Annotated in this window: 19 protein-coding genes; 5 read left to right on the forward strand and 14 right to left on the reverse strand. The window is 74.7% G+C overall.

Features of this window, described 5'->3' with window-relative positions; translation table 11 throughout:
- Positions 1-3: 3 nt before the first annotated feature.
- From JQN83_RS06915 to JQN83_RS06945, 7 genes are all read right to left on the reverse strand, one after another.
- Positions 4-1,740, reverse strand: a complete 1,737-nt coding sequence (locus JQN83_RS06915) for a putative type IV secretion/conjugal transfer ATPase (protein WP_307799067.1) — start codon at positions 1,738-1,740, stop codon at positions 4-6.
- Entirely contained in the window at positions 1,737-3,230 is a 1,494-nt protein-coding gene (locus tag JQN83_RS06920) for an SCO6880 family protein (protein ID WP_208566196.1), read from the reverse strand. The genes JQN83_RS06915 and JQN83_RS06920 overlap by 4 nt, the downstream gene beginning before the upstream one ends.
- A 66-nt stretch (positions 3,231-3,296) precedes the next feature.
- Positions 3,297-4,475, reverse strand: coding sequence for a hypothetical protein (locus tag JQN83_RS06925; protein WP_208566197.1), 1,179 nt, complete (start codon positions 4,473-4,475; stop codon positions 3,297-3,299).
- Complete coding sequence (locus JQN83_RS06930; RefSeq protein WP_208566198.1) at positions 4,476-5,186, reverse strand: DUF8175 domain-containg protein; 711 nt, start codon at positions 5,184-5,186, stop codon at positions 4,476-4,478.
- A complete protein-coding gene (locus tag JQN83_RS06935) occupies positions 5,183-5,539 on the reverse strand; it encodes a hypothetical protein (RefSeq protein WP_208566199.1) in 357 nt (118 codons plus the stop codon). The genes JQN83_RS06930 and JQN83_RS06935 overlap by 4 nt, the downstream gene beginning before the upstream one ends.
- Positions 5,540-5,655: 116 nt before the next feature.
- Positions 5,656-5,994, reverse strand: a complete 339-nt coding sequence (locus JQN83_RS06940; protein ID WP_208566200.1) for a hypothetical protein — start codon at positions 5,992-5,994, stop codon at positions 5,656-5,658.
- A complete protein-coding gene (locus tag JQN83_RS06945) occupies positions 5,991-6,524 on the reverse strand; it encodes a hypothetical protein (RefSeq protein WP_244251854.1) in 534 nt (177 codons plus the stop codon). The genes JQN83_RS06940 and JQN83_RS06945 overlap by 4 nt, the downstream gene beginning before the upstream one ends.
- A gap of 184 nt (positions 6,525-6,708) precedes the next feature.
- On the opposite strand from JQN83_RS06945, the gene JQN83_RS06950 reads away from it, so the two are divergent.
- Both JQN83_RS06950 and JQN83_RS06955 read left to right on the forward strand, forming a co-directional pair.
- Positions 6,709-7,512 (forward strand): transglycosylase SLT domain-containing protein, encoded by an 804-nt coding sequence (locus JQN83_RS06950; RefSeq protein ID WP_208566201.1) that lies wholly within the window; start codon positions 6,709-6,711, stop codon positions 7,510-7,512.
- Between the two features lie 38 nt (positions 7,513-7,550).
- Entirely contained in the window at positions 7,551-7,988 is a 438-nt protein-coding gene (locus tag JQN83_RS06955) for a DUF4913 domain-containing protein (RefSeq protein ID WP_208566202.1), read from the forward strand.
- A gap of 98 nt (positions 7,989-8,086) precedes the next feature.
- Here the strand turns inward: JQN83_RS06955 and JQN83_RS33680 are convergent, their stop codons facing one another.
- The 3 genes from JQN83_RS33680 to JQN83_RS32820 form a co-directional block, all read right to left on the reverse strand.
- Positions 8,087-9,163 (reverse strand): zf-HC2 domain-containing protein, encoded by a 1,077-nt coding sequence (locus tag JQN83_RS33680; protein WP_208566203.1) that lies wholly within the window; start codon positions 9,161-9,163, stop codon positions 8,087-8,089.
- Positions 9,164-9,263: 100 nt separating this feature from the next.
- Positions 9,264-9,818 carry a sigma-70 family RNA polymerase sigma factor gene (locus JQN83_RS06965; protein WP_208566204.1) on the reverse strand — a complete coding sequence of 185 codons (555 nt, stop codon included), beginning with the start codon at positions 9,816-9,818 and terminating at the stop codon, positions 9,264-9,266.
- Positions 9,819-10,039: 221 nt separating this feature from the next.
- Entirely contained in the window at positions 10,040-11,701 is a 1,662-nt protein-coding gene (locus JQN83_RS32820) for a beta-1,3-glucanase family protein (RefSeq protein ID WP_244251855.1), read from the reverse strand.
- A gap of 235 nt (positions 11,702-11,936) precedes the next feature.
- Here JQN83_RS32820 and JQN83_RS06975 point away from each other — a divergent pair, with 235 nt between their 5' ends.
- Positions 11,937-13,514 carry a ricin-type beta-trefoil lectin domain protein gene (locus JQN83_RS06975; RefSeq protein WP_307799069.1) on the forward strand — a complete coding sequence of 526 codons (1,578 nt, stop codon included), beginning with the start codon at positions 11,937-11,939 and terminating at the stop codon, positions 13,512-13,514.
- 128 nt (positions 13,515-13,642) lie between these two features.
- Here JQN83_RS06975 and JQN83_RS06980 read toward each other — a convergent pair whose 3' ends face one another.
- Positions 13,643-15,133: a S8 family serine peptidase gene (locus tag JQN83_RS06980; RefSeq protein WP_208566206.1), complete on the reverse strand. Its 1,491-nt coding sequence runs from the start codon at positions 15,131-15,133 to the stop codon at positions 13,643-13,645.
- Between the two features lie 282 nt (positions 15,134-15,415).
- Here JQN83_RS06980 and JQN83_RS06985 point away from each other — a divergent pair, with 282 nt between their 5' ends.
- The gene (locus tag JQN83_RS06985; protein WP_244251856.1) at positions 15,416-17,560 is read left to right on the forward strand and encodes a hypothetical protein; all 2,145 of its coding nucleotides are present in this window, start codon (positions 15,416-15,418) and stop codon (positions 17,558-17,560) included.
- On the opposite strand, the gene JQN83_RS33685 is transcribed toward JQN83_RS06985, so the two are convergent.
- Entirely contained in the window at positions 17,506-19,644 is a 2,139-nt protein-coding gene (locus JQN83_RS33685) for a hypothetical protein (RefSeq protein ID WP_208566207.1), read from the reverse strand. The two genes, JQN83_RS06985 and JQN83_RS33685, sit on opposite strands and share 55 nt — an antisense overlap.
- Before the next feature lie 199 nt (positions 19,645-19,843).
- Here JQN83_RS33685 and JQN83_RS06995 point away from each other — a divergent pair, with 199 nt between their 5' ends.
- A complete protein-coding gene (locus tag JQN83_RS06995; RefSeq protein ID WP_208566208.1) occupies positions 19,844-20,329 on the forward strand; it encodes a hypothetical protein in 486 nt (161 codons plus the stop codon).
- A 47-nt stretch (positions 20,330-20,376) separates the two neighbouring features.
- On the opposite strand, the gene pdxY is transcribed toward JQN83_RS06995, so the two are convergent.
- Both pdxY and JQN83_RS07005 read right to left on the reverse strand, forming a co-directional pair.
- Positions 20,377-21,228 carry a pyridoxal kinase PdxY gene (gene pdxY / locus JQN83_RS07000; RefSeq protein ID WP_208566209.1) on the reverse strand — a complete coding sequence of 284 codons (852 nt, stop codon included), beginning with the start codon at positions 21,226-21,228 and terminating at the stop codon, positions 20,377-20,379.
- Positions 21,229-21,403: 175 nt separating this feature from the next.
- The gene (locus tag JQN83_RS07005; protein ID WP_208566210.1) at positions 21,404-23,473 is read right to left on the reverse strand and encodes a copper resistance CopC family protein; all 2,070 of its coding nucleotides are present in this window, start codon (positions 23,471-23,473) and stop codon (positions 21,404-21,406) included.
- Positions 23,474-23,648: the final 175 nt, after the last annotated feature.

The raw sequence follows: 23,648 nt of genomic DNA on the forward strand, positions 1-23,648 counted from the left end.
GGCTCACGCGTGCCACCCCCGCTCACCGGCGGCGACCTGGTCGGCGAGGTGGGCCAGCTCCGGCCGGGTGGCCAGGTTGCCCAGCTCCGCCTCGACCTCGAAGGCCGCCTGCCGGGCCGCCGCCCGCTCGGCGGCCTGCTGGGCGGCGTACCCGTTCTGCACCCAGCGCTGGTTGGTGTCGTGCAGCCGGCGCTCGGTGTCGGTGATGGACACCCGGATCGGGATGCCGGGCCGGCCACCCACCTTGATCAGGAACCGGCCCCGCCCCGGTGGTTCCTCATTGCTGCCGGTGCTCGCCCAGCCCGGCGGCGACGACCAGGAGGAGACCAGCTCGATCTCCCGTTTGGACAGGCCGATCACCCGACCCAGGTCGGTCATCTCCGCCGCCGGCAGCCCGGCGCAGGCGACGATCCCGGCCCGTTCCACGAAACCGCGCGCCTTGGCCCGGTCGGCGTCGGAGCCCAACGCCTCGGCGTCCTTGAGGGTGTGGGTGATCTTGGCATCGCCGAGGCCGAGCGACCGGTTGAGCCGGGTCAGCGCGTCGATCCGGTCGACGATGCCGGAGGCCGCCCGCAGCGGCCGCCACAACTCGTCGAGGATGGTGAAGAACCAGCGGCGCGGGGCCAGCCCGGCGTCGGCCATCGCGTGCGACGCGGCGACCGTGCCCAGGCCCTCGGACCATGCCGCCAGCATCGCCGCCGCGGTGAGCTGGGTGTCGGACTCCCCGATCCGGGAGATGTCGATGCACACGGCGGGGGCGTCCGGGTCGATCCGGGTGGAGGTGGACGAGCCGAAGGTGTCCCCCAACGCACCGTCGAGGATGCCCAGCAACGAGCGGTGCAGCGGGTCCACCGCATCCCGGTAGCGGCTCTCCTGACCCCGGTCCAGGGTCACCGCCCGGACCCGGTCCGGCCCCTCCTCCAACACCCGCAGCAGGTCCGGCAGCAGCGGGGCCCGGCCCTGCGGGGTGCGTTCCCGCAGGTGCCGCAGACAGGCGGAGAGCACCGACTGCTCGTGGTCGTCCAGCGCCCGGCCGCGCACGATGGTCAGCAGCGCCGCCACCATGTTCAGCACCCGACCGTGCGTCTCGGCGGCCAGCGCCCGGCCGGCCCGGCCGCCGATGCGTTCGGCGGCCAACCCCATCGCCCCCGGGTCCAGCACGTTGATCCCGCCGACGCCGCGCCCGATCGGGATCACCTGCCCGCCGAGGGCCCGGACCGTGTCGGCGTAGTCCGGCTTGAGGTCGCCGAGCACCAGCGGCACCACCCCGGTCGCGGCCAGACCCACCGCCATCCGGTTGATCAGGGTCGACTTGCCCAGGCCGGGCATGCCCAGCATGAACAGCGACGGATTGGAGATGTAGCGGGCCCGGGTGAACCAGGAGATCGGATCACCGCAGACCGTGGCGCCGGTGAACAGGTGCTGACCGAGCGGCACCCCGGACATCGGCGCCCCCGAGCCGGCCGAGAACGGCCACAGCCCGCACGCCTGCACGGTGGTGGCCCGCCACATGGTGGGCGCGTCCAGGTAGCCGACCCGGCCACCGCCGGGCCCCTCCCAGCCCCGGGCCGAGGGGGGTAGCTCACGGCGGGGCCGGGCCGGTCGGGTCTTCTTCGGCGCGACGGGGGCCTCGTCGTCCGGGTCGCCGACCACCCCGGCCAGCGCGGTCCGCGCCCCCGAGGTCCCGACCGGCCAACCCGCCCCGAGCCCACCCGTGCGCAGTACCGGTGCGCCGGTCACATCGCCTCCTGAAGTTCGTGTGGCAGCACGGTCTGCTCCCACGGAAGGATTCCGGTCGGCAGGGTGCAGGTGAACGCCGCCGCCTGCATCCGGTGGGCCGGCCGCATCGCGATCCGGGTGGCCCCGGTCATGTTGCGCACCAGCACCGACGCGTCGTCGAGCTGGGACCGGTCGTCGACGGTGACGGTCAGCATCAGCGAGAACTCCACCAGCCCCGCCCCGGTGGCCTCCTCGGCGGCGGCCTGCTCGGCGGCGCGTACCTCGGCGGCGGCCCGCGCCTGCACCATGCCCCGCCCGGAGGTCGCCATGAACTGCGCGGTCCGCCGGTCCGCCTCGACGATCCGGGCCGAGGTCGCCGGGTCGATCGGCCGGTAGAGCAACGCCACCCGCTTACGGCGGGTCCCGGCGGAGGCGTCGAGCATGGTGCGCAGCACACTGGAGCGCACCGTGCCCCGGGGGGCCAGGGTGAGCAGCCAGGTCCGGGACACCCCGGAGTCGTGCTGGTAGGCGTCCACCGACTCGACCGCGGCGACCGGCCCGCAGTCGGCCCACTCCAGCCCGGTCTCCCCGTGCTCGGCGCGGACGCTGAGCACCTCGGCGGCGCAGGCCGGGTCGTACGCCACCCGGACCACCTCGGCGATCTGCTCGGCGGTCAGCGGCTCGGCGACACCCCCACCGGCACCGATCAGCCCGGTCAGCAGGCTCGGCACCCGGATGGCCAGGTCGGTGACCACGTCCTCCGGATCCCGCCGTGGCCCACCCACCGGGGCGTAGGTGAGGGTGATGTACGAGTTCATCTCCGACGACGCCGACGGGTAGTCCTCGACCACCTCCTCCAGCACCGCACGGGCGGCGGCGGGGGCGGCGGCGTCCAGCCGGGGCAGTACCTCCGCCGCGAGCCGGGTCCCCGGGTCCGGGGCGGTCTCCACCACCACCGACGCCCCGCGCAGCCCCGGTTCGTGGGCGAGCCGGGACAGCCACTCGCCCCACAGCGACACCCACGTGTCGACCTGCTCCGGGTCGACCAGCGAACCGCCGTCGGGCTCACACCGCAGCACGATCGTGTAGAGGTTGCGGCTCTTGTGGTGCAGCACCCCGAACGGTCGGTCGTAGGCGTCCCGGCCTTCCCGGGCGAGCACCCCGCTGAGCAGGCCGGGCGGGGGGAAGCGGCCACCCGGTCGGGCCGAGAGCGGCCCCGAGACGTACAGGTGCTCCCGGCGGGACACCCGACGCGACCAGCCGATCCGCAACGCCAGGAGCTGGTACAGGTTACGGCCGTCCTGGGTGCGGACGGCCATCGGCAGCAGGGCCACCACGAGCGGCACGCCGACCACGAACGCCGCCTGCAGCGACGCCAGCGAGGCCAGCAGCACCAGCACCAGCCCGCCGAACACCCCGACGGTGCCGACCAGGCCGAGTGGGCCCAGCCCGGCCCGGCGGGGCCGACGCCAGTTGCCGTACGTCGGTTCGATGACGGCTTCGGTCGTCATTGCCTCTCCCTCGTCTCACCGGACCGCCGCCCGACCGGGTCGTCCGGTCGGCGGTGGTCCGCGCTGTCAGTTGTGGCCGGCGTCGCCGTCCGCGCCCGACACCGTGCCGGCCGCCATGTTCCGACCGGTCCGGGCCGCCCGTTGCGCCCCGTCGATCGCGACCCCGACCGGTCCGGCCAGCCGGGCCGCGGAGCCTGCGGCGGCTGCGCTGCCGCCACCGGTGCCGCCGGTACGGCCGGCTGGGCCCTGTCCGCCGGTGTCACCCCGGCGACCCTGCGGTCCGCGGGCCCCGGACGGGGCGCCGCCACCCCCACCGCCCGAGGACAGGGCGGACCCGGCGACCCGCTTCGCGCCGGAGGCGACCATGCCGCCCGCGGCCGAGACGGCGGTCCCGGTCGGGTCACCGGTGCCCAGCGCCGCCGTGGCCGGCACCACGATCTTGAGCAGCGCCGGCAGGGCGACCGCCGACAGCAGCAGGACGCCGATGCCGGCGATGCGGATGTGCGAGGAGTTCTGGGTACGGCTGCCGACGGCGAGCATCTCCGCCCCGGAGAACATGATCAGACCGACGGCGGGCTTGTAGAGCAGCCAGGCGATCGTCCAGCCGATGTGCTTGCGCCACCAGCCGGCCCCCCAGTTCGTCATCGACGCGGCGGCGGCCAGCGGCAGGGTGCCGAGCATGATGGTCATCACGCCCAGCCGCAGGTAGAGCATCAGCACGTGCACGATGGCGGCGATCAGCAGCAGGAAGGCCAGCACCAGCAGCAGGAACGACTCGATGGAGGAGCCGTTGTCCACACAGGGCACCCCCATGATCACTTCCATCGCCGCGGACCTGAGCAGGTGGTCGGAGAAACCGTCGGAGAGGCTGGCCGCCCGGCCCACCACCCACGAGCCGGCCCCGGCGACCAGGATGACCCGCAGGAAGCCCTGCAACGCGGTCCGCCCGGCGGTGCCCTTGCGTTCCATCGCCATCCGCGCGGCGGCGAACAGCACCGACCCGATCGCGAGATAGGTCACGACCCACTCGATCTGGTCGCTGATCAGGCTCGGCACGTCGTCCGGGCCGCCCTCGGTCGTGGTGCCCAGCGTCGGCACCGAGACGCTCAACTCGGCGAAGATGGAGATCGCGGCGGCCAGCATCAGGTTGGCGATCATCCGGACCAGGGTGCCGATCGGGTCACCGAGGAACGAGAAGAAGCCGGTGATGATGTCCAGGGGGTTGGGAGGCGAACACCCGCCCATCTACTTCCTCCAGAGTGTGTAGCCGGCACTGCCGGTGACCGTGCCCAGCGAGGCGTGCACCACCCCGGCCCGCGACGGCGCCACCTTCCAGTCCCCGGCGTCCCAACGCAGCTCGACCAGGGTCGCCACGTAGCCGCCGGCACCGGTCTTGACCAGCAGTTGCACCCGGGCCGTGTCGGCCGCGTACCGGGCGAGGGCGAAGCCGGCGTAGCTGCCACCGCCACGACCGGTGACGACCCCGGCGGCGGCCCCCAGCCGGGCCACCAGCACGTCCCGGCCCGGTCCCGGCACCACCTGCCGGTCGGCCACCGTCCGCCAGGTGGCCCCGGCCAGTTGGGTGGGCACGGCGTGTGCCGCCAGCACCGCACCGATCGGGGTGTGCGCGAAGCAGCCCAACACCCCGTCGGCGGTACGCGACGGTCCCTGGGTCGCGGAGACCGGCACCCGGTCCCCACCGTCGAGGGTCCGCCACGCCACGTCGTCCGGCGGCACCGCCGGCCCCGCCGCGACCACCGTCCGGGGCGGACACTGCGCCACCTGCGCGACGGCGTCACGGGCCACCGGGTCGGCCGGGGTCTCCCGGGCCGACCCGGACATCCAGGCCCCCGCCGCCAGCAGCGCCATGCCGGCGAGGAACGCCACCGAGAGGATCCAGCCGCGCTCGGTCCAGAACGGCGGGTCCGCCGGGGACCGGCCGCGCCCGCCGGTCACTGCGGCTGGCCTGCGGTGGTGCCGGCACCGCCGAGGAAGAAGTTCGCCAGCGGGCCCGCGACGGCGACCAGGATGCAGCCACCGAGCACCAGACCGAGCCGGGACATGTGCTCGGAACTCTCGCCCCGCTTCACCGAGATCGCCATCATCGTGCCGGTGATCAGCACCCCGGCCACCCCGGCGGCGGTGCCGGCCCAGGCGATCAGGCCCAGCAGCTTGTTCACCAGGGTGGTCAGCTGCCCCGGGGCGTTGGGGGTCGGGTTGATCCCGCCACCGCTCGGCGCCGGCTCAAGGGCCGGGAGGCGGGCGACCAGGTAGGCGGCGGCGTACTGGGACAGGCTCGTGAACGACATCGGAACAGCTCCTTCGGGCAGGTGGCATCACCGGAGGCGTCGACGACGCTCCGGCGGTGACGGGGTGGAACGGGCCGGCAGTGCGGGGTGCGCTGTCCGGCCGGCGGCGATCCGGCTCAGAGTCCGAGGTCACCGAAGAACATGACGAGTGGTCCGGCGGTCGCGCCGAGCACGCAGCCCATCGCGACGAACACCGCCCCACGGAAGTGGTCGCTCATCTCCCCGGGAACGCCCCGGTTGAGTTGGATGGCCATCGAGATGCCGAGGATGAGCAGCCCGGCGACACCGGCCGCGCTGACCCCCCAGGCGAGCAGGTTCAGCAGGTCGTCGGCCGCACCACCCGCCGGGTTGTACGGCGGCGGGGGTTTGAGGCTCGGCAACGGGGAGGGCGCCGCCCCCGGGCCGAACGCCAGGAGGTGGCCGGCGAGCCGGTCCACACCGTACCCGACGGTCATGACGGACTCCCGTCCCTGGCCACGCCGGTCGCCGCCCGGAGCCGTTCCAGGGGCTTGGGCATCCGGGCGGGCTGCTGGCCCAGCCGCCAGGCGGGTATCCACGGCACCCGGTGCACCGGCGCGACCGACCGCAACACCCGGATCCGGCGGGCCAGCACCGGCGGCAACCGGCCCGGGGCGTCGGCCAGCAGCACCAGGCCGGCCAGCCGCATCCCGGGCGGGTGACGTCCCTCCCGCAGGGCGTTGAGCGCCCGGGACACCGCCCGCATCCCCTCGGCGTCGGTCCGGCCGACCAGCATCACCGTGGCCGGCTCCGCCCGCGCCGCGTCCGGCCACCGGCAGCCCAGGTCGATGCCGCCGAAGAGCCGGGTGAGCGTCGTCGCGCCGGCACCACCGTGCGCCGCGATCCAGCCCAGCCCCGCCTCGGACAGCGACCGCCGGGGCGACACGACCGGCCCGGGACCGGTCCGGGCGGACAACGGCCCCGGTGACACCCGCGATGCCGGGTCGCTCATCGTCGCGGACCCCATGCACCCACCTCCTCGCCAAATGTCGCTCCAGTTCGTCGGCGTCCCGGTTGAACCACCCCGGGTCCGGTCCCGTCATCACGGCGGGCCGGGCAGTCGACGGACGCCTCTACGGGGGCTCCCGCCCCCCGGTTCACGCCGGGGACCAACTTTTTCCACCGCGATGGTGAGCAGCATGGGAGGCGACATGGCAACGTCCGACAACGACGGCGCGGAGCCGACGCAAGGGTCCAACCGCAGCAGCGCGGCCCTGATCGGCGCGGCCGTCGCGGCCGGGCTGAGCTGCCTGGCCACGCCGGTGGTCGGGGTCGTCGGCGCGGCCGCCGTCTTCGTGATCGGCGCGCTGGGCGTGCTGCTGGCCCCGCTGGTCGCGTTGATCCTGTTCTTCGGGGGCGGCGGTGGGTCGGCCGACCCGGTCAGCGTCGCCGACGACTCGTTGGCCGCCGCGCAGGGCGACGGCAAGGGGACCCTCGACCCCGACCAGGTGCCCGAGGGCCTGGTGGACAGCATCGAGGACGCCGGGAAGGCCTGCACCCAGATCGGGCCCGTGGTGATCGCCGCGCAGATCGAGGTGGCCTCCGGATGGGACCCGGCGAAGGTCGGCGCGAACGGGGAGAAGGGCATCTCCCAGCTCCCGCCCGCGGTCTTCACCCGGTACGGCGAGGACACCGACGACGACGGCGACACCGACGCGACCGACGAGGAGGACTCGATCGCGGCACAGGCCAAGCACGTCTGCGCCCTGGCCGGGCAGGCTCAGGCCCTCATCGACGACGGCCAGGCGATCGGTGAGGTGCTCGACCTGACGCTCGCCGCGTACGCCGTCGGCATCGACGAGGTACGCCGGTCCGGCGGGGTGCCCTCGACCAACGCGGCGCAGCTCTACCTGGCGCAGGTCCGGTCCCTGTTCGCGAAGTACCAGGGGCTCGGCGGCCCACCGCCGTCGTTCCCGCCGACCGCCTCCCCCAGCGCGTCGCCGACCGGCGACTGACCCCGACCGACCCGCTGACCGACCGATGAGGAGTTCCGATGACGGTGACCCCGCAGGACCAACGCCCCGCCGGGCAGCAACAGCCCCCCGGCGACGACACACCGCCGAGCGACGCGCCGCCGACCTCGCCGTTCATCCTCTACCTGCGCGACGAGGAGTACGCCGAGGAGCTGGAGCTGCTCAGCAACTGGGTCCGGCTGTTGCTCGTGCCGATCTACGCGCGGGAGGCGTCCTCGACCGCGCCGTGGTGCGGGCGGTGGTGGCAGCACCCCGAGGCGGTGGCGCAGTTGCACGGCCTGTGGCTCGCCTGGCAGGAACTCACCGGGCCCGACGCCGGGCTGTGCGGCCCGGCGAACTGGCACCGTGACTATCTGGAACCGGTGCTGAACAGTCTGCGTAGCCCGGCCGGGCCGTTCGCCGGGTGCAAGGCGGGAGCACACCGGGCCAAGGAGGTCCCGCACACCGACCCGTACTGACCGACGGTGGCCCGACGACGAGGGCGGGGTCTCGTCTGCGATCCACCCGCGACGTCGCCGCATCCGGTCTCCCCGGCCGCCCGAGGAGACCGGCCGGCTCAGCGGGAGATCGGTGCGGTGACGACGGCGGTGCCGTCCACCAGGCCCACCGTGACGAAGGCCAGGTCGGCGACCGGCAGCGACAACTCGCCGGTCACCTCCTGCGGCCCGGTCGAGGCGGTCCAGTCCCGCACCACGTGCGTGACGCCGTCGCGGGTCACCGCGAACAGCCGGTACCGCAGGCCCTGACGCAGCCCGGTGGCGGTGATCCGGATGGTGGAGCCGCGCCCCTCGTCGGTGGTGATCGCCACCGACAGGCTCACCCCCTGGGCCGGGGCCTCGCCGGTCGCGGTGAGCACCACTGCGCTATGGCCACCGAACCCGGTGACGGCCGCAACGCCACCGGCCAGGACGACGGCCACCAGGGCGGCGGCCACCCCACCCCAGAACAGCATCCGACGACGCCGGGCCGAATCCGGCCGGGTGCCACCCGTTGCGGACGCCGACCCCGGTCGGTCCCCACCGGGGCGGCTCCCCGACGGCCGGTTCCGGACCGGACTGCCGGCGTCGGCACGCGGACCGGTGCCCCGACGAGCGCCACGCCGGGCCGTCCCGGCCGGTTCATCCGCTGCCCTCGGCGGGGTCACCCCGGCGCCCGGGTCCGCACCGGTGACGGTGGCGACCGGCTCACCCGCGCGGGGTGCGTCGGTGGTGCGGGGCGCTGGGTCGGCGGCGCTGGGTGGGTCGGAGGCGCGGGTCGGTGGGTCGGGCACAGCGTCGGGCACCGGCTGCCTCGGCACCACAACCGGGGCGGACGCCGCCGGCACGTCGGGGTCGGCAGCCGGTGGCGGCCCGGCCGGTGGGGCGAGGCCCGGGGCGGGTGTGTGGCCGGCCGGCGGGAGGAACTCCGCCGGTGGCGCGAACTCCGGCAGGCCACCCAGGTCGTCCCAGTCGGCGGCGGCCAACCCGCCGAGGGCGCTGGTCACGCTGCCCATCTCACCGGCTGCGGACAGGCACTCCCCGCACCCGGCCAGGTGGGCCTCGAAGGCGACCCGGTCGGTATCGTCGAGCGCGCCGAGCAGATAGAGGGCCAGGGCGGAGTGCTCAGCGGTGGGGTGTTCGCCGCCGGTGCGCATCACGCCCTCCTTTTCGACCCGGAGACACCGATGACGGTGTGACGACCCCCGGGACGGTGAGCGTCCGGGGGGTCGAACGGGAGATCGACACGTCGCGTCATCAGGAGGACTCGGTCGGGCCGATCGCTGCGTGCAGCGCGCGCACCGCATAGTACGTCCTGGACTTTACCGTACCCTCCGGGATGCCCAGTCGCTGCGCGGCTTCGGCGACCGACGAACCCTTGTAGTACATCTCGACCAGCACCTCGCGGTGCTCCGGTTTGATCTGTTGCAGCGCCAGCCGGACCGTGTGGGTGCTGACCACCCGGTCCATCTCGTCCTCGGCCGAGGCGAGCCGGTTGAGGTCGGGGATGGCCACCTCGGGCGGGCGGGACTGCCGGGCGCGCATCGCGTCGATGGCCACGTGCCGGGCGACCGTGTAGAGCCACGGCGCGATCCGACGCGGGTCCTCGGCCAGGGTCTCCAGGTTGCGCCAGGTGCGTAGGAACGTCTCCTGGACCAGGTCCTCGGCGAGTTCCTGCCGACCGAGGACCAACCGGGTGAGGAACCGCAGCAGCGGCCCCCGGTACTGCTCGTGGATCGCCCGCATCAGGGCCTCGGGGGAGGCCCGTTCGGTCGCCGCGTCGCCGGTCACCCCGGGCGCTTCGTTGGGCACCGCCGACACAGAACGCCTCCCCCTGACGTACGGGTCGTGCCCGTACGGCCGCGCCGTCGTCTCGACGTCGAGCCCGCCTAGGAAGAGAGCATAACCGTGCTCATCGGACGGTCCACCAGGCCATCGTGTGGCCGGTCGGAACCGTCGGTGCAGGGTGGTGGACGCCGTGGCCCCGACGCACCGGTCGGGATGCTCCACGGGGGCGAGGAGGGTGGCCGGGCTCATCGGGTGAAACGCAGCCAGCGGACGTTGACGAACTCCTCGGGTTGCCCACTGGCGAAGGTCAGGTAGACGTCGTGCACACCGGTCACCGGGGCGAGGTTGCCCGGCACGGTGACCCAGCTCTGCCAACCACCGGTGCCGGCCACCGCGATGCTGCCTACCGGTGGCAGGCCCGGGGCGTCGAGGCGTACCTCGATCAGACCCGACACCCCCTGCGGGGCACCGGAGGCCACCCGCAGCTGGAACTGCGTCGCCGGCTCACGGCCGAAGTCGACCCCCCGGTAGCCGGCCCAGTCGCCGTGGGCGAGGAACCCCAGGTGCTCGCCGCCCTCGCTGGACGGTTCCGTCCGGACGCCCTGCTGCCGGTCGAAGCCCGCCGCCGCGATCTCCTGGCCCACGCCCCGCTGCCCGGCGACGACGACCGGGGCCGGCTCGACGACCACCGGTGCCGGCTCGCCGACGACCGGTGCCCGCTCGACGACCACCGGGCCGCCGGCCTGCTGTGGCGGGGCCTCCCCCGGACCGGCGCCGAACGGGGTCAGGGTGACAGTCACCTCGTGCGGTGCGGTGTCCTGGATGTACGACGCGTCGTCGGCCACGTCGTCGAAGGGGAAACCGTACGCCCGGCCGTCGGCGCTGTGCCGGTGCAGCACCCGGGCGTAGTGGTTGGTCACCGGGTGCTGGTAGTAGGCGTCCCGGTTGGTGGTCGGCTGGTCGGGCTGGTCGAGCACCGACCGGTTCAACCCGGCCCCGATGATCGCCGCCACCGGCCCGTAGTGCCCGTCGTTGGGCGCGGCGAGCGCCCCGTCGCAGTGGAACACGTTCAACGTCGAGGGCCGGTCGAACGACCGCGCCCCGTCGTCGAAGGTCAACCGCCCGTCGACCACCCGCCCCCGGTAGCTGCCCAACGGACCTCTGACGCGCAGCTCGGAGCGGCTGTAGCGGTCCCAGGTCTCGGCGATGTAGCCGTCGAGGTACCCCGGGTCGAAGCGGCCCGTCTCGATGCCCTTGCCGGGGGCGATGACGCGCAACCCGTCGCCGACCACCAACCGTTCGAACCCGGGCTGGCGGGCCAGCTCGGCGAAGATCGCGTCCCGGCCGCCGTCGACCAGCTTGCCGGTGGCCTGCTCCACGTCGCCGTGCAACCGGATCGACATCGGAATGCTGAACATGTCCACCATGGTGGTGTTGCAGAACATCCCGCTCGCGTTGTACGTGAACTCGCAGCAGTCGTGCAGCACCCCGAAGCTCGGGTCGTCCGCCACCCAGCCGACCGGGTACTGCAACGCCGGCCGCCCGTTGCCGTCGGTGACGACCGTGAACCTCAGGTGACCGTCGATGGCGAAGTAGATCCGGCCCGACATCATCGGCAGGACGAACCGGGTCACGCCGGAGCCGGCCAGCGGCACCCCGATGTCGGCGACGCCGTCCGGTCCGTTGTGCGCCGGGTCGGCCGGCGTGAAGATCCCGCTCTCCCGGACGTAGCCCATCGCGCCGGTCTCCGCGTGGGTGCCGACGACGTACATCCGGATCGCCGAGTTGGCGAACCGGCCTGTGCTGTTCACCACGTTCAACGGCAGGCCGCCCGAGGCCCGCGCCCGGGAGATCAACGGGGCCGCCACCAGCGGCACACCGACCACGGCGGCACCCGCGAGTCCCATCCCGAGTATCCTGCGGCGAGTCAGCATCACAGCTCCGATCGACGACGGCCATCGCCGCCGGCACCCGGTGTGACATCGGCCGGGCCCGGCGGTAGCCACGTTGACGGCCCGGTATCCCCCTCGGTTCAATGTCGACCGGACCAAAATCATCCGATCCGATCCGAGCCCGGTGAACCAAGGACATCGCGCGTCCGTCACCACAGCGATGCCGTCACGCCGGAAGGGACACCTCCCCGTGAAATCCGATCACCCCTCCTTACGCTCCCGACTGGGGTCGATCCCCCGTCGGACCGTTGCCGGCCTGGTCGCCGGCCTGGCCGTACTGTCCACGGTGGTGGCCGCCATCGGCTGGGGCGCGGCCTCGGCCCGGGACGACGACCTGACCGGTCGCCCCGTCTCCACGGAACACCTGACGACCATCCAGGCCGCCGCCCGGTCCTGCCCGACGCTCACCCCGGCCCGGCTGGCCGGTCAGCTGATGGCCGAATCAGGGTTGGACGGCCGGGCCACCCGGACCGCCTCCGGTGGTCAGGGCATCGCCGGTCTCGACGCCGCCGCGTGGAAGTCGTGGGCGCCGTGGCCCGGTGCGGAACGCTCCGATCCCGCCGCCAACATCCTCGCCCTGGCGCACCTCATGTGTGACCTCAACGGGCAGGTCCGGCTGGCGAACGTGCCCGGTGAGGCCTGGCGGCTGTCCCTGGCCGCGTTCCACACCGGCCTCGACGAGGTACGTGACGCCAAGGGGGTGCCCGCCGACGCCGTCGAGTACGTCGACCAGGCCAGCGGGTACGCCGCCTACTACGGCAAGCTGACCGCGTTCGGCGGTTCCGGTCAGCCCCGCCCGTCGGGCGGTGTCCAGCAGCCCAAGGCGGTGCCCGGCGGTTACACCGCGCTCGTGGTCCGGGCCGGCTCGGTCTGCCCGGAGGTCACGCCCCCGCTGGTCGCCGCGCAGCTGATGGCGTTGTCCGGCTTCGACGTCAACCTGCTCGGCCCCGAGGGTCAGCGGGGCGTCGCACAGTTCCGCCCCGAGGTCTGGCAGGCGTACGGCCCGACCGACACCTCGGCCTGGGACCCGCAGGCGGCGATCCCGGCGGCCGGTGCCGCCCTGTGCGGGCTGCACCGGGAACTGTCGGGGCTGGAGGGCGACCCGTCCCTGTTGGCGCTGGCCGCGTACCGCAACGGTCCCGCCGCCGTCCGGCAGTCCGGCGGGGACCTCGACGCCGGGACGCAGGCGTTCCTGCGGACCGTACGGGAACACACCGACTACTACGCCCTCGACAGCCGGCTCCGGGCGGCGGCGTCGCCGTCGCCCAGTCCGTCGCCCACGCCGAGCCCGACGCCGTCGCCCACCCCGAGCGGCAGCCCGGCCGCCCCGACGACGCCCCCCGCGAGCCCGCCGGGCAAGAAGCCCACGCCGGCACCGACCCGGCCGGCCGGCACGAAGCAACTGGTGGGCAAGGAGACCGGGCTGTGCGTCACCGCCGGCACCAGCGACGGGGTACGCGCCGTGCTGAGCAAGTGTCGGGAGGAGAAGTCGCAGTGGTGGGACTTCCGATCCGACGGCACCGTCCGGGCCAACGGACTCTGCCTCGACGTGGCCTGGGGTGAGAAGAAGGACGGCACCCCCGTGCAGGTCGCCGTGTGCAGCGGCAACCCGGCCCAGAAGTGGGAGTGGATCAAGCAGAACGACCGCACGTCCCTGTTCAACCGGGAGACCGACCGGTGCCTGGACGTCGACGGCCACGGGGTGGGCGCCCCGATGATGTCCTGGATCTGCGTGTTCAACCCCAAGCAGACCTTCACCCGGCGCTAGCTGGCCGGCACCACCGGTGCCCGGTGGCCCGCCCACAGGGGGTGGGCCACCGGGCATCCGCCGTACCGACCTGGTCCGCCCGGCCGGTCGGACGTCGACCGACCGGCGTCGGGCCGCCCGGTGTCGGCTCAGCCGGCGAACCGGCGGCGACGCAGGCGCAGCCCGAAGACAACGCCGGCGCCGCAGAGCAACGCGATGCCGAGGATGACGGCCAGCGCCGCGCCGGTGCTGCCCTGCTGCTGGCTGGCCACCTGGTTGCGGTCGTCCACCGCCACCGACACCGAGGCGGCCGGGTTGATCATGCCGGAGCCGTACTTGGCGTCGGGGGCCGTGCCGATCGCGTCGGCGGTGCCGCGGATCCGCTCCTTGACCTGCGCGGCGGTCAGGTCGGGCTGGGCCGCCCGGATCAGCGCCGCCTGCCCGGCCACGAACGCCACGGCGAACTCGGTGCCGGTGTTGCTGACCGCCCGGCCGCCGCCGACGCCGAGGCTCGCCACGTCCACCCCGGGCGCGACCACCTCGACCGCGCCCGCCACGTACTGCTCGGCGAGCTGGTCACCGGCCCCGACCCCGCCGGTGAACAGCAGCGCCCCACCTCCGGACCGGCCGGCCGGGGACGGCGGCGTCACCGCCTTGGTCGGCGCACCGGCCACCAGCAGGACGTCGTGGTCGAGGGCGGTGGCCACGGAGGACGCCACCGCCGGGTCACCGAGGTCGACGTGCGAGCCGACCGCGACGACCGAAGCACCGGCGCTGACCGCCACCTCGATGGCGTTCGCCGCGTCGGCCGCCCGGGCGGCACCCGACCCGCGTACCACCCGCACGGGCAGGATGGTGGCGTCCGGGGCGATGCCGACCGGGCTACCGTCGACACTGCTGTCACCGGCGATGATGCCCGCCATCGCGGTGCCGCTGCCCAGGCAGTCGGTGTCCCCACGCCCGTTGCCGACCGTGACGTCCGCGCCGACCGCGACCCGGCCGCTGAGCTGCTGCACGCTCGCGTCGACACCGCTGTCGACCACCGCCACCTTGACCCCGTTGCCCCGGGTCAGGGTCCAGGCGCTGTCGGCGGCCATCCGCAGCTGCGCCCAGTCCGAACGGCTGCTCGACCCCGTCGTGGCGGTGCACTTCGGGCCGGCACCCCCGGGGCGGGGGCTGGCGCCCGTACGGCTCGGGCTCGGCGTCGGGGGCGGGGTCGGGCTGGCGGCGCCGGGTGTGGGACCGGCCGCGCCGGAGGGCCGGGCCGTCGGGGTGGGCCGCTTCCCCGCCGGGAGCTGGCCGTACGTCACCCCCTCACCGGCCGCGTCCCACGGCAGCACCAACTGCCAGCCGGCCTTCAACCGGCCCGGGTCGGTCAGCCGGGACCCGTCCGGCTGCACCCGTCCCGTGTTCAGGTGGTAGATCTCCGCGGACCGCTCACCGCTGCCGAGGAACCGTCGTGCGATCGCCGTCAGGCTCTCCGGCTGGCCCTGGTACTGCGCCGCGACCACGTAGAACTTCACGTAGGGCTGCGGATCGTTGGTGGCCTTCGCCACAGCCGGCCCGGTCAGCGCCATGAGCACGCAGCCAGCCATCGCCACCGCGAGCAGGCGGGCAAGGATCGAGCGCTTCGCCAGCACTGGGTGTCCCCCTTCAGTCACCATGGCCGAGCGTCACCGGCCTTCACCGTCTATTGCGGATCAGCGGCGAGTTCGTTCAAATCAATCTGAACCAGATTTCCATGATCCTCGTCATGAGGTCTGCCGAGAGTACCGGCCGACGATGACGGGAAGATCTCCTCGGGCCGTCCCCCCGATGGGAGCGGATGACCGGTGGGCAGCCGACGGTCCACCGCCGACGGTGGCGACGACGACCGAGGGGACCGGGCCGTCAGGCCCGGTGGAGACGAAGGTGGGGCGGCGGTGAACGGGCTTGGGCGTACGGCAGGGCCGACGGGCGGCAACGGCTTCGACCGGGTGCCGGCCACCCGTCGTTTCGACCCCCGCCGACACCGCCGCATCGCCGGGCTGTTCGACCTGTGGTTGGCACCCGGGCCGGGCGGACGGCTGGTGGTGCCCACCGACCCCGGTCGACCGCTCGACGCCCGGGCCGTGGCCACCCTGGTCCGGCACGGCGCGGACGCGGCACAGGACGTGCGGATCCTCGCCGACGACGGAGCCCGGCACGTCGAACTGTTCACCGAGGTGGCCGGCCTGCTCGGCCACGACGTGCTGGTCAGCCCGGACGGGTCCGACATCCGGCACGCCACGGAGCGCACGACCGGCCCGGCAACCCGGTCGACCACCGACGGCGGGCCGCTGGACGCCGTGCCGCTGGACCGGGTGACCCGCCAGCCGATGGACTGGCTCGTGCTCCAACCACCGGATCTCGCCACCTCGCTGCCCGGCTGGTTCGCGGTGGACGACGGTCTGGTCCGCCCCCGTACCGGGGTGGTGGGCCTGCCGCTGCCGGACGGTCTCGCCCTTGCCACCCGGGCCGACTTCGTCACCAGACGGGCCACCGCGCACCGGCTGGGCGCGTCGACCGGGGTGGTCACCGTGGCCGTCACGGCCCGGTCCGGGGGTTTCCTGGTCGGCAACTACAGCGGCACCCAGGACGTGCACAGCGGCGGGCAGCTCGCCGCGGTCCTCGGCGACCTCCCGCTCTACGGCGCGGACCTGCGGCTCTGGCTGACCTGGCCGTCCGACGCCGACGAACAGGCCCGGCTCGTCACCCAGGTCGTCGAGCTGGCCGAGACGACCGGTGCCACCGTCTGGACCCCACCCCCCGGTGGTCGGGCCGAGCTGATCGACGACCGCCGTGACCTGCGCTCCTTCGACCCGGCCGGCGCGATCGCCGCCTGGCAGGCCCACCGACCGAGGTACGCCGACGGGCCGGCCACCCTCGACGCGACCCCCGACGGGCTGCTGGTGTCCCGGCTGGACCGGCAGCGGATCGTGATGGCGTCGGCCACCGGCGGGACCGTCGACACCACCCCAGTGTCCGACCGTCCGCCGGCGGACCGGGCCGGCGAACCTGACGGCGTCGACACCGGGGGCCCGACGGCGGACCGTCCCGCGCCCTCGACCTCGACCCCCGCCACCGCACCCGCCCCGGCACCGGCCGGCACCACCGTCGGGTCCGCGGCGGAGCAGCCGGCCGTGGCCCTGCCCCGCCCCGCACTCGTCACCGACAACCGCCGGGCTGCGGACTACGGTCCACCCTGGTTGCGGCGGGGCCAGCAGGTCAACGCCGAGGCGTTCGAGGCGTTCGTCCTCGCCGAGGGTGATCCGGCCCGCGCCGTCACCGACGGTGTGCCGAGCGTCGAGTTGTTCCTGGCCGCTTTCCTCGATCCCCGGTCGGCCCCGGCCGGCAGCGACCTGCTGCGGGTCCGGATCGGCCCCGGCGGCGCCGTCGCCATGGCGGTGCTGCGTACCCACGTCCCGGCGCGGTTCAAGTACGTCCTGGGCAGCCCCGACACCTACCTGCTGCCGGCCGCCCGGCTGGACCGGGTCCGGCTGGTGGGCGGGTTCCGGTCCGACGGGCACGGCCGGCTGCTGCCCACCGTGGACGCCGACGGCGAACCACTGCGGATCCGGCCCGCGCCCACCAGCCGCTCGGTCGCCGGGCTACCCCACGACGTCCGCCGCTGGCCCGGATTCGGCACCCGGACGGCGTACGCCCTGCTGCCGGCCAGGTCACGGGGGCTGCCCCGGGGCTGGTTGCCGTTGCACCAACAGCGGCCCGTGGCCCGGCCGGGCCGGTTGCTGGTGGAGGTCCGGGTGCCGGCCGGCCGCACCGTCGACGTCGACGCCACCCACACCGCGCTGACCGGGTTGCCCCTGGCCCGGACCAGGGTCGCGCGGCTGCACCACGCGGGGGTGGCGCTGGTCCTCGGCAGCCGGTCGTACGACCGGATCGTGGTACAGCGCGCCTACCGTGCGCAGGGCGGCGGGTGGCAACGGATCGGGGATCTCACCCCCGGCCCGCTGCCGTCCGTCGTCGCCGGCCTTCAGTCCGCCGTACCGGCCCGGGTGGTCGACCCGCCGCCGGTCGACGCCACCTGAACCGACCACCGGCCGGCGGGCACCGGCCCGATCACCACCGGCACGCACCGTCCCCCGCTCTCCGTGGCGAGTCGACGCGCCCCGGCCAGTTCCGCACCCGCCAGACCGGGCGTGAACACCACGTACGGCGGGGCGGGGTTCACGTCGGGAGCGGGGGCCGCCGGTAACCCGGGCAGCGCACGGCAGCCCTCCGGGGCCTGCGCACCGAGCACCCCACCCACCGTGGCCACCCCGATCCCGGCGGACCGTAGCCGGCGGGCGAAGAGGGCTGCGGTGTCTCGGCAGTCGTCGGTCCCGCCGACGAGGGTGAGCACGTCGGGTGCCCGGCCCAGGTCGACGTGCAGCCGCCAGGGTCCCCGGTGCCCCAGCACCAGCGGCAGGGTCGCCGGCGGCGCGGCCTCGTCCGGGCCGAGCCAGGCGTAGGGGGGCGCACCCCGGCCCGCCGCCACCCCGACCAACCGGACCTGGATCGGCCCGAGTTCGGTTTCCAGCTCGGTGCTGAGGTAGGGGACCTCGTTGCCGCCCGGCACCGTCGGCCGGGGCAGCTCGGGTACGGCAGGCGGGGCGACCGGCGTGCCGGTGACCGGACGGGCCGGGGCCGGCGCACCCGACGGCTCCGGAAGCCCTGATGGCTCCGACGCACCCGACGGCTCCGACGCCTCGACCGTCGCCAGGTCCACCGGGGTCGGTCGAGGCGGTGCCGACTGCGGTGACCGGGGCGGCCAGACCGGCTTCGCCGGGAGCACCGGAACCGGGAGTGCCGGTGCGGCGGGGGGCGTGGCCCCTGCGGGCTCCGCAGCGCCGGTGCCGGGCGCACGCTGCACTGTCGGCTCCGATGGCACCGGCGGAGCCGTGGCCGGTACCGGGACCGGGCGCTGCGGGGGCGACGTCCGGGCCAGTGACGCCACGGCTGATGACGCCGGGGCCGGTGACGCCGGGATCGGTGGCTGGATCGGCAGCGACGGTGTCGGTGACGCGGTGGCCGGTGACGGTGCCGGGACCGCCAGGGTCGGTGGGGACGCTAGTGACGGTACCGCCGGGGCCGGGGCCGGGGCCGGGGATGACGGTGCCGGGACCGCCAGGGTCGGGGGGGACGCTGGTGACGGTACCGGCGGGGCCGGGGATGACGGTGCCGGTGGGAGCGGTGACGGCTGGGGGGCGGAGGGCGGCTGGGGGGCGAAGGGCGGTGCCGGCGGGAGCGGCCCGGCGACCGGGGATGGCGGGGCCGGCCGGGTGACGGGCGGCGGTGGGATCGGCCGGGTGACCGGCGGTGGCAGCGGCGGGGTCGGTCGGGGCGCCACGGCCACCGGAGCCGGCCGGGGCGCTGCGGCCACCGGAGCCGCTCGGGGTGCCGTAGCCGGGGCCGGCCCACTGGTAGGCGGTGGTGGGGTGTCCACGTCGCCGACCGCCGGGCCGGCGGCGAGTTCGGCGGGGGTCGGGGTGTGGTGCCGCTGCGGCGGCCACGGCCCGTCGTCCTCCAGCACCACCCGGCGGCTCCCGCCCCGCCGCAGCAGCATCACCGCCACCGCCGCGAAGAAGACCGCCAGCAGCCCGGCGGTACCCCGGATCAGCAGCGGGCTCAGCGGGCCGGCCGCCGCCGGGCCGTCGGGGGGTCGGGCGACCGCCCGGGTGCCCGCCTGCGCCGGGGTGGTGGCGGGCCGGGGCGCAGCGGACGTCGTCGCCCGTGGGGTCGGGCTGGGACGCGCCGGGGTCGTGGCCGGGGCGCTCGGAGCCGGCGGACGCGGGGCGGACGGGCCGAGCTGCGGCAGTCGTCCGATCCGTACCCCCTGGCCCTTCGCGTCCCGGGGCAACACGAGCTGCCAGCCGGGGCGCAGGACCACGCCGTCGGTGAACGTCTCGCCGTCCGGTTGGGCCCGCCCCGCGTTCAGCTCGACGATCTCCCGGAACCGGTTACCGTTGCCGAGGGTACGCAGCGCGATGGCGTAGAGGTACTCCCGCTGACCGTCGACGGGTGGCCCGACCACGTAGTACCGGCCGGTCTCGGCGGGCACCGCACGTACCGGCCCCGCCGGAACGACCAGCACGATCCCGACCAGCAGCACCGTGACAAAGGCTCGCCGCATCCCCACCATCGCTCTCCACACCCTTGGTCCCACCGACATCCTCCCGTCCCGGTCCCCTTCTACGAACCGGGGTGCCGACGGTTCAACCGGAGGGCGATCGGCCTGCGCGCCGGACGGACGGGCCGCCGGACCATCCCACTTCCACCGGTGGTACGCCGCCCGCGCGGACGTGGTCCGGGGGCCGTGCCAGGATGTGGCGGTGTCGTATCCCCCTCAGCCGTCGTACCCGGCCGCGCCCGGCGGCGTCACGCCGATGATCGCCTACCCCCACCCGATCCCGCCGCCCCCGGGGCACGCGGTGCTGACCGTCTCGGTCAACCGGGGGCCGTACCTGGTGCCCGCCCCCTCCACGAGCCGGTTCAAGGTCGACGGCCGGTTGGTGGCGATCCCGGGCGAGGGCACCTGGTACGTGGCCGTCCCGGCCGGGCCGCACGACGTCCGCTACACCGACTTCATGGGCATCCCCGTCATCACCACCGCGCTGGTCACCCAGCCGGGGGTGGTGTACCCGTTGTCGTTCCGCTTCGGCGGCTGGCGCAACCGGGTCCACGACGGGCAGGGCACCGACGTGACGAAGTTCGGCATGTGGTCGAACTACAGCATCCTGCTCGTCACGCTGGCCGTGCTGGGGGTGCTCTGCTGCGGTGGCTTCGGCCTCGTCGCGGCGTTCTCCACGTCGCCCTGACCGTCGCGCCGGCCGGGGCCGGTACGGGGTCGCAGCCCGTACCGGGGTCAGCGCAGCCGGCGCGCGACGAACCTGGTCGGCGGGTCGGCGATGGCGTCCTGGGCCGCGACCAGCTGGATCTCCCGGGTGCCCGCCGCGAGGGTACGCTCCAGCACGGTGAAGACCGAGGCGATGGTCCGTTCCAGGGCGATCGCCGGTGAGCCCGTGGTGCGCAGGTGGGCCAGGTAGAGCGCGGCGGTGACATCGCCGCCGCCGTTAGGACTGATCGGCAGCAGCGGCGTGGTCACCGCCCAGGCACCCTCGTCCGAGACCGCCACCACCTCCAGCGAGCCGGCCGGCACGTCGTCGTGCAGCACGCTGGTGACCAGGACGTCGCGGGGGCCGGTGGCGCGGACCACGTCGACGGCGTCCAGCACGGCGGTCAGCGAGGTGGTCGTCCGGCCGGCGAGGAAGTCCAACTCGAAGTGGTTCGGGGTGATGATGTCGGCCCGCGGGACCACCACGTCGCGCAGATACTCCGGGATGCCCGGCCGGACGAACATCCCGCGGCCGGTGTCGCCCATCACCGGGTCGCAGCAGTACACCGCGTCCGGGTTGGCGGCCCGGACCCGGTCGGCCGCGTCGAGGATCACCGCACCCATCGCCGGGTCGCCCTGGTAGCCCGACAGCACCGCGTCGGCGGTGCCGAGCACCCCACGGTCGGCGATGCCCTCGATCACCTCCGCCACGTCGGCCGGGGCCAGCAACGGCCCGCGCCACGCACCGTAGCCGGTGTGGTTGGAGAAGTGCACGGTGAGCACCGGCCAGACCTCGTGCCCGAGGCGCTGGAGGGGGAACACGGCCGCCGAGTTGCCGACGTGACCGTAGGCGACCGAGGACTGGATGGACAGGATCTTCACCGGCCCATCATGGCCGCTGCCACCGACACCCCGGGTACGGGCCCTCCGATTCGCCCCGGCCGGGCCCACCGGTTCACCCCCGCCGGACAGCCCGGCCGGCTGACGCCTGTGGGCCCGGCTGCCGGGATCACCCGCCGGGTCGGCAATCCCGGGGACCGGTCGCCGGGGCCGGCGCTCAGCCCAGGTCGAGGGTGTACTGCGCGGTGTGCACCTGACCGTCGACCTGGAAGTCGAAGAACGCGCGGTACCGGCCGGTGCTCGGGGCGGTCAGCCAGAACCGGACCGTCCCGTCCACCAGCTCCGGCTCGGGGTGGACGTGCACGTAGCCCAGGTCACCCTCCCGCACCACGACCAGGTGCCCGTACGCCCCCAGGTAGCGCTCCAGCCGGGACGGCTCGACCCCGTCGGGCCGGAAGGACAGCGGCACCGTCACGCCCACCGTCGGCGTACCGGTCATGGTCACCGTGAACGGGCCGGCCGTCGACTGCTGCGCGGCGGGCGGCAGCGGGGCCGGAGTGTGCGCGCCGGGCACCTGGTGGTCGACGCCCAGCACCAGCGGCACCGTTTTGCCGTCGACGCCGGTCACCGAGAAGTCGGCGTAGATGCGGTAGCCGCCGGGTCGGGCCAGCGTCAGCGGGACCGTCCAGGTGCCGTCCGCCGCCATGGTGGGATGCAGGTGCTGGTAGCCGCTCAGGTCGCGGCCCACCACGACCAGGTGCAGTTGCTTGTCGTGGACGACCGCGAAGCGGGTCGCCGGCTGACCGTCGGCACCGACGATCCGGAACCGGTAGTCCGTGCGTACCCCCGCTGGTTGGGTCCTGGCCTGCGGCTGCACGGTGTAGCCGCCGGAGTTCACCGACAACCCGGTCACCTGCGCCTGTGTCGCGCCGTCACCGGGATGGGTGTGCGCTCCGGTGCCGGGTCCGTGCTGGTGCCCGTCCCCCGCCGACAGCGCCGCCCCGGTGACCGGCGGCGCTGTCGCGCTGCGGTCGGCGGGCCGGGTGCCGGAGCCGAGCCGGCCGAGCCCGAACCCGGCCAGCAGTGCGACCACCAGCCCTCCGACGAGCAGCGCGAGGCCGGTGTTGCCCAGCCGGGTGCCCCGTTCCGCTGCCGTCCCGGCCACGGCGGGTCCCGCCTCGGCCGTGATGGGTACCGCCCCGGTGGCGGGCGCGACCGTGCTGGCTGCGGCTCCCCTGGTGCCTGCTGCCGCCTTGACGCCTGATGCCGCCTTGGCGCCTGATGCCGCCTTGGTGGCGGGGGCGGCCTTGGCGGCGGGGGCGGCCTTGGCGGGTGCCACCTCGGTGGCGGTGGGTGCCGGCACCGGCTCGGTGACCCCCGCGCGCGGGGCAGCGGGACGGTTCGCCCCCCGGCGACCGCGCGCCGTCGTCGACCGGGTCGGGCGGGCCCCGGCGGCGGACCGGGCGACCGACCCCCGGCTGCGGGGCCGGCCACCGGCGCGGCCGGCGGGCCGGGCAGCCGGGACCGGGCGACGCCGCCAGGCCGCGAAGCCGACCGCCGCCACGACCAGCACCGCGCCGCCGGCCCAGGCCAGCCACCCGAGGTCGTTCTCGTCGCTGCCGGGGGTGGCGGCGGCCGGCGGGGCCGCGGCGGTGGCGGCCGTCGAGGGGGCCGGTGGGACCGCGGAGGCCGGCCCGCCCGGAGCTGCGCCGCCGGTGTGGCCGGAGGTGGCGTGCTGCTCGGCGGCGGCCAACAACGCCGGGTCCGGCTGGTCGACCGGTGGCCGCCAGCCCTGCGGGGCGGCCGTCGCCCGCCCGGTGTACCGGAAACTCATGGTGCCCCGCACCGGCTCGCCGTCCGAGGCCACCGACAGGTAGCTCACCGCGTACTGCCCCGCCGCCGGCAGGTGGGCCAGGGTCACCACCGCCGGGAAACCCGTGCTGTACTCCTTCGGCTCGAACTTGCCGTCGACCAGCAGGTACTCCCGGACCGGCTTGTCCAGGGGCCGGGGTGAGCCCTGCCGCCAGCCGTTGTCGACCCGACCACCCCCGGGGCCGGTGACGGTGAAGTAGGCGTTGGCGGCGACCTGCTCGGTGAAGTACAGCTCCACCTCCGTCAGCGCCTCGCTCACCGTGGCGTCGGCCGCCGGAGTGGACATCGCCAGCGTGCCGTGTGCCTGGGCCGGCCGGGCGGTGGGGAGCAGGACGACCGCCGAGGCGAGCACGAACGCGAGGAGGCCCGCGAGGGCACGCCCGGTGGGCCCGGTGGCTGGAGGGGAACAGCGCATCGGATCATCCTCACGAAGAGTGGACTTCGATCAAGAGTTCACCAACTTTTTACGCAGATGGCAAAAGTTTTGGCCAGGACGTCCCAATCCCGACCCCGGATGATCAAAACTCGCCGCGGCGACGGCACCGCCCGACGCGGGACCGCGCCACCGGGTAAGGACGAGGTGATCCGTT

Source organism: Micromonospora antibiotica (assembly GCF_017599305.1).
Classification (GTDB): Bacteria; Actinomycetota; Actinomycetes; order Mycobacteriales; family Micromonosporaceae; genus Micromonospora; species Micromonospora antibiotica.